General features: G+C 71.3%; 6 protein-coding genes. 2 read left to right on the top strand and 4 right to left on the bottom strand.

The window, feature by feature from the left end; genetic code table 11:
• The first annotated feature begins 207 nt into the window (after positions 1 to 207).
• Complete coding sequence (locus ABS772_RS01240; RefSeq protein ID WP_350391750.1) at positions 208 to 1,836, top strand: ABC transporter ATP-binding protein; 1,629 nt, start codon at positions 208 to 210, stop codon at positions 1,834 to 1,836.
• Between the two features lie 4 nt (positions 1,837 to 1,840).
• Positions 1,841 to 3,061, top strand: coding sequence for a phosphopentomutase (locus ABS772_RS01235; RefSeq protein ID WP_350391749.1), 1,221 nt, complete (start codon positions 1,841 to 1,843; stop codon positions 3,059 to 3,061).
• Positions 3,062 to 3,098: 37 nt separating this feature from the next.
• On the opposite strand, the gene ettA is transcribed toward ABS772_RS01235, so the two are convergent.
• The 4 genes from ettA to ABS772_RS01215 form a co-directional block, all read right to left on the bottom strand.
• Complete coding sequence (gene ettA, locus ABS772_RS01230; protein ID WP_350391748.1) at positions 3,099 to 4,751, bottom strand: energy-dependent translational throttle protein EttA; 1,653 nt, start codon at positions 4,749 to 4,751, stop codon at positions 3,099 to 3,101.
• A 259-nt stretch (positions 4,752 to 5,010) separates the two neighbouring features.
• Positions 5,011 to 5,286, bottom strand: a complete 276-nt coding sequence (locus ABS772_RS01225; protein ID WP_350391747.1) for a hypothetical protein — start codon at positions 5,284 to 5,286, stop codon at positions 5,011 to 5,013.
• Positions 5,287 to 5,308: 22 nt separating this feature from the next.
• Positions 5,309 to 6,196 (bottom strand): DNA/RNA non-specific endonuclease, encoded by an 888-nt coding sequence (locus ABS772_RS01220; RefSeq protein ID WP_350391746.1) that lies wholly within the window; start codon positions 6,194 to 6,196, stop codon positions 5,309 to 5,311.
• 7 nt (positions 6,197 to 6,203) lie between these two features.
• Entirely contained in the window at positions 6,204 to 6,458 is a 255-nt protein-coding gene (locus ABS772_RS01215) for a hypothetical protein (protein WP_350391745.1), read from the bottom strand.
• Positions 6,459 to 6,502: the final 44 nt, after the last annotated feature.

The raw sequence follows: 6,502 nt of genomic DNA, 5'->3' as shown, positions 1-6,502 counted from the left end.
GCGAGCGGGCGGGAGAGGGGGCGGCTCAGGTCTTTCCGGAAGCGGCGCTCCCCTCACCCGACCCCCTTCGGGGGCCACCCTCTCCCGCGGAGGGGAGAGGGAGGGGGCTTGCGACTTCAAGAAAATTCGCGTCACCCGCCCCGCGCGCTATAACCCCCGTCCCGCCCCGCTGCCGGACGGCGGGCCGACTTTCTCCGCCGGGGTTCGATGTCCGATACGCTGCTGACCGTCGAGGATCTCTCGGTCGCCTTCCGGGGCGGCGCGCGCGAGACGCTGGCGGTCGACCGCGTCAGCTTCGCCATCGCGCGGGGCGAGACCCTGGCGCTGGTGGGCGAATCCGGTTCCGGCAAGTCGGTGACGGCGCTGTCGATCCTGCGCCTCCTCGACGGCGCGGCGCATCACCCGGGCGGCAAGATCCTGTTCAAGGGGCGCGATCTCCTGACGCTGCCCGAGCGCGAGATGCGCGCGGTGCGCGGCGCGGACATCACCATGGTGTTCCAGGAGCCGATGACCTCGCTCAACCCGCTCCACACCATCCAGCGCCAGATCGGCGAGGTGCTGGAGATCCACCGCGGCCTGAAGGGCAAGGCCGCGCGCAAGCGGATCCTCGAACTGCTCGACCTCGTCGGCATCCGCGACGCCGAGCGGCGGCTCGGCGCCTACCCGCACGAGCTGTCGGGCGGGCAGCGCCAGCGGGTGATGATCGCCATGGCGCTCGCCTGCGAGCCCGACCTGCTGGTGGCCGACGAGCCGACCACCGCCCTCGACGTCACCGTGCAGGCGCAGATCCTGGCGCTGCTCGCCGACCTGCAGAAGCGGCTCGGCATGGCGATGCTGTTCATCACCCACGATCTCGGCATCGTCCGCCGCATCGCCACCTCAGTCTGCGTGATGCTCGCCGGCCGCATCGTCGAGGCCGGCCCGGTGGCACAGGTCTTCACCCGGCCGCAGCACGAATACACCCGGCGTCTGCTGGCCTCCGAGCCCACCGGCCGGGCGAACCCCGTGCCCGCGCAGGCCGAGCAGCTGGTCGAGGCCGGGCCGCTCAAGGTGTGGTTTCCCCTCAAGGCGGGGCTGCTCCGGCGCACCGTCGGCCACGTCAAGGCGGTCGACGGGGTGCGGCTCACGGTGCGGGCGGGCGAGACCGTCGGCGTCGTCGGCGAATCCGGCTCGGGCAAGACCACGCTCGGTCTCGCCTTGCTGCGGCTCACCGAATCCGAGGGGCCGATCGTCTTCCTCGGCCAGCGGATCGAGGATCGCAACCCGCGCGGAATGCGGCCCCTGCGCAAGGACATGCAGGTGGTCTTCCAGGACCCCTACGGCTCGCTCTCGCCGCGGATGTCGGTGGGCGACATCGTCGCCGAGGGGCTCGAAGTGCAGGGGCAGGTGAAGGGTGCCGCCGCGCGCCGCGCCCTGGTGGCGAAGGCGCTGACCGATGTCGGCCTCGACCCGGCGGCGATGGATCGCTACCCGCACGAATTCTCCGGCGGCCAGCGCCAGCGGATCGCCATCGCCCGGGCCATCGTCCTGAAGCCCCGCTTCGTCGTCCTCGACGAGCCGACCTCGGCCCTCGACCGCTCGGTCCAGGCGCAGATCGTGACGCTGCTGCGCGACCTGCAGCGGGAGCGGGGCATCGCCTACCTGTTCATCAGCCACGACCTCAAGGTGGTCCGCGCGCTGTCGAACTACGTCATGGTGATGCAGCACGGGCAGGTGGTGGAGGAGGGGCCGGCCGAAGACATCTTCTCGGCGCCGAAGACCGAGTACACCCGCACCCTGTTCGCCGCGGCCTTCGAGATGGACGCGGCGACCACCGCCGAGATCGAGCCGGCCTGAACCCATGGCCCGCGCGCTCCTCATCGTCCTCGATTCCGTCGGCATCGGCGGCGCCCCGGATGCGGAACACTACGGCGATGCCGGCTCCGACACGGTCGGCCACATCGCGGAGGCCTGCGCCGCCGGGCGCGGCGACCGGCCCGGCCTGCGCGCGGGCCCGTTGCGCCTGCCCAACCTAGCGGCGCTGGGCCTCGGCCTCGCCTGCGAGGGGGCGACCGGCCGGGTCCCGCCGGGGCTCGCTCCGGCGGGCGCGCCGCAGGCCCTGTGGGGTCACGCCGTCGAGACCGCCGCCGGCAAGGACACGCCGTCCGGCCACTGGGAGATCGCGGGCGTCCCGGTGCGGGAGGCCTGGGGCCACTTCCCCGACACCCACCCCGCCTTCCCGGCGGAGCTGACCGCGGCGCTGATCGCCCGGGCCGGGCTTCCCGGCATCCTCGGCGACCGCCACGCCTCGGGCACCGCCATCATCGACCGGTTCGGGGCCGAGCACGTCCGGACGGGCCGGCCGATCTGCTACACCTCGGCCGACAGCGTCTTGCAGATCGCCGCCCACGAGGAGGCGTTCGGGCTGGAGCGGCTCTACGAGACCTGCCGGATCGCGCGCGAACTCTGCGACCCCTACCGCGTCGGCCGGGTGATCGCCCGGCCGTTCCTCGGCAGCGCGGCGGAGGGCTTTCACCGCACCAGCCGCCGCAAGGACTTTTCGTTGACGCCGCCCCCCGGCACGCTGCTCGACGTGTTGGACGCCGCCGGCCGCGCGGTGGTGAGCGTCGGCAAGATCGGCGACATCTTCGCCCACCGCGCCACTGGCCGCGAGATCAAGCCCGCGGGCAACGCCGCCTGCCTCGACGCGGCGCTCGACGCCTTCGCCGGCCTGCCGGATGGCGGCTTCGTCTTCCTCAACCTGGTGGATTTCGACACCGAGCACGGCCACCGCCGCGACGTGCCGGGCTACGCCGCCGAACTCGAAGCCTTCGACGCCCGCCTCCCCGAGATCCGGGCGGCACTGCGGCCGGGCGACCTCTGCGTCGTCACCGCCGACCACGGCAACGACCCGACCTGGACCGGCACCGAGCACACCCGCGAGCAGGTGCCGGTCCTGGCCTTCGGGCCGGCATTGGCGCCGGGCCCGATCGGGCGGCGCGACAGCTTCGCGGATATCGGCGCATCGGTCGCGGCGCATCTCGGCCTGCCGCCGCTCGGGGCGGGCCGGGCGTGGTGGTGAGGCATTCCCCTCCCCTTGCGGGGAGGAGAGGCGGCGGTCAGCGCGAAAACTTCTTGTACTTCAGCTTCTTCGGGATCAGCGAATCCGTCCCGAGGCGCCGCTTCTTGTCGGCCTCGTAGTCGGAGAAGTTGCCCTCGAACCACTCGACGTGACTGTCGCCCTCGAAGGCGAGGATGTGGGTCGCGACGCGGTTCAGGAACCAGCGGTCGTGGCTGATGATCACCGCGCAGCCCGCGTAATCCTCCAGGCCCTCTTCGAGCGCCCGCAGGGTCTCCATGTCGAGGTCGTTGGTCGGCTCGTCGAGGAGCAGCACGTTGCCGCCCTTGCGCAGGGTCGCGGCGAGGTGGACGCGGTTGCGCTCGCCGCCGGAGAGCACGCCGACCTTCTTCTGCTGGTCGCCGCCCTTGAAGGCGAAGGCCGCGCAATAGGCGCGGGAATTGATCTCGCGCTTGTTGAAGTAAAGGATGTCGTTGCCGCCCGAGATTTCCTGCCAGACCGTCGCGTTCGGATCGAGCGCGTCGCGGGACTGGTCGACGTAGCCGAGATGGACGCTCTCGCCGATCTCGATCGCGCCGCCATCCGGCTTCTCGACGCCGGTGATCATCTTGAACAGGGTCGTCTTGCCGGCGCCGTTGGGGCCGATCACGCCGACGATGCCGCCCGGCGGCAGCTTGAACGAGAGATCCTCGATCAGGAGCCGGTCGCCGTAGGCCTTGTTCAGGTGCTTGAACTCGATGACGTTCTGGCCGAGCCGCTCGGTGATCGGGATGACGATCTGCGCGGTGGCGTCGACCTTCTGCTGCTGCTTGGCGACCAGCTCCTCGTAGCGGGTGATGCGCGCCTTCGACTTGCTCTGGCGGGCCTTCGGCGAGGCCGAGATCCACTCCGTCTCGCGGGCGATGGCGCGCTGGCGGGCCATGTCCTCGCGGCCCTCCTGCTCCAGGCGCTTCTGCTTCTGCACCAGCCAGGAGGAGTAGTTGCCCTCGTAGGGAATGCCCTTGCCGCGGTCGAGCTCGAGGATCCAGCTCGTCACGTTGTCGAGGAAGTAGCGGTCGTGGGTGACGATCAGGATCGCGCCCGGATATTGCCGCAGGTGCCCTTCGAGCCAGTTCACGGTCTCGGCGTCGAGGTGGTTGGTCGGCTCGTCGAGCAGCAGCAGTTCCGGCTCCCACAGCAGCAGCTTGCAGAGCGCCACGCGGCGGCGCTCACCGCCCGACAGGGTCGCGACTGGCTGCTCGTCGCTCGGGCAGCCGAGCGCTTCCATCGCCTGATCGACCTTGGAATCGAGCTCCCAGAGGTTCTGGGCCTCGATCTGGTCCTGGAGGGCGGTCATCTCGTCCGCCGTCTCCTCGGAGTAGTTCATGGCGAGTTCGTTGTAGCGGTCGAGCAGCGCCTGCTTCTCGGCCACGCCCTCCATCACGTTCTCGCGGACCGACTTGTTCGGATCGAGCTGCGGCTCCTGCGGCAGGTAGCCGACGCGGGCGCCCTGCGCGACGAAGCCCTCGCCGGTCCAGTCCTTGTCGATGCCGGCCATGATCTTGAGCAGGGTCGACTTGCCGGCGCCGTTGACGCCGAGCACGCCGATCTTGGCATCGGGGTAGAAGGACAGGTTGACGTTCTCGAGGACCTTCTTGCCCCCGACATAGGTCTTGGTCAGACCCCGCATGTGGTAGATGAATTCGCGGGCCATGTGCGTTCGTCCTGCGTGAAGCGTGGATGCCGGTCGGGCCGGCAGTCGCGGATGCGTGGCCGCTCGCGCGCGGCCGGCCGGATCGAGCGAAAATGCCCGAGCCATGCCGCGCGGGGCGCCGTCCGCTCGCGGATGAAGAATTTCGTGTCCGAGTATCAGGGCCGCCCGGCAGGGGCAAGGCGCCGCCCGGCAAGGATCCGGCAAGGATAAGGTGAACCGCCGGGCCTCGGCGCGATGCCGGACGGCGGGCGAAGGAACCTCAGGCGAAGGGGTTTCGCACCGGCTCGGCCGTCTCCGGCTCGTCGGGCACCGCGTCCGGCAGATCCTCCGATTCGAGGACGGCGACCACCGCGTCGAGTAGGGTCTTCAGGGCCTTCGCCCGGCGCAGGCCCTCCCGGTCTCGGGTGAGGTCGAGGCTGCCGTGCAGGGCGATCCGGCGCGTGCCGTTCTCGATCGAGAAACCGGCGAAGGTCTGCACGCCCGCATCCTCCGCGAAGGGGCGGAAGGGGAGGGCATCGGCTTTGCGGCGCGGCATCGGGGCCTCCTCACAGGTTCGCTCAGAAGATCGCGCGCATCAGTTCGCGCCAGAGCCGGCGCAACGCGTCGGCGGCGAGTTGCTTGAGGAAGTCGGCGAAGGATTCGTGCCCGTGACCGTGGCCGTCGCGGGAGAATTCCTGCGGCTCGGGCAGGGCCATCGCCTTGGCCTTCGCCGCCTCGGACAGGGCCGGGAACACGTCGAGCCCGGCCAGGTCCTGCACGGTCTTGAGCGGGACCGCGCGCCACTCCGCGCCCGCCCTGTTCGGTGCGAGATAGGCCCCGGCCTCGCCGGTGCGCGGGTCGTAGATCGCCTTGAACAGCTGGGTCGGCACCAGCACCCGTCCCTTGATCGCGCCGACCGAGCGTCCCTCGAAGATCGGGCCGGTCACGACGAAGATCTCGCCGCGCTCGGTGGCGAGCCGGCGCACGCTCTCCTCGATCGCCGCCCAGAGGCCGCGGTTCAGCGCCCGGTTCTGGGGCACGATGTTGGCGAGGCTGAAGGATTCGGCCTGGGCGACCGCACTCGGCATGTCGCCGGCGGGCGCGAGGTGGCCGCGGTCGTAGCCGCTGCGGACGTAGTCGGACAGGCTCGCCCGGTCGTCCTCGGGCAGGCGGTCCTCGTCGTGGAAGGCGTCGGCGCGCTCGACCCGCCGGGCGGCGGAGACGCTCCGGCGCGTCAGGCGCTCGGCCGCGTAGAGCGGCGTGCGCGAGACGCCCGAATGCAGCACGGCGAAGGCGTCGAAGCAGAGCGGGACGGCCCGGTCCGACAGCTTCGGATTGGTGAGAACCGGCGCCCGGCCGTCCGCGAACAGGGCGGGGCAGGCGGAGGCGTCAGAGAGGGGCTGGGCCGCGACCGCGTGGGAGACGACGAGAAGGAGAAGGGCGGGGATGACCGGGCGCGGCGCCATCGCCGGCTCAGAAGCAGACGCGGACGCGCCGGGGGCCGGACGGCGTCTCCCGCCAGCGGTAGCCGCAGGGACGCCCAAGCGGATCGATCAGCGGGCGGATGTCCCGGTCCGGCGGTCCCGGCGGGCGGCGGCAGCGGACGTCGTCGGGGCAGTGGACTGCGCGCGGGCGGACCCTGCCGGCATCCGCCGCCCAGGCCGCGCCGCCCGTCATCAGGGCGAGCGCCAGCACGGCCGTGACCGGAATCGTTGCGGCGAAAGGCATCGGAGGGCAGCCTCGGGAAGAGCGGGCCAAAGGGGGCCAAGGGG

Origin of the sequence: Methylorubrum podarium, assembly GCF_040270385.1 — a bacterium.
Classification (GTDB): Bacteria; Pseudomonadota; Alphaproteobacteria; order Rhizobiales; family Beijerinckiaceae; genus Methylobacterium; species Methylobacterium podarium.
Note: the sequence above shows the minus strand (reverse complement) of the source record. Positions and strands in the feature narration are given on the sequence as shown.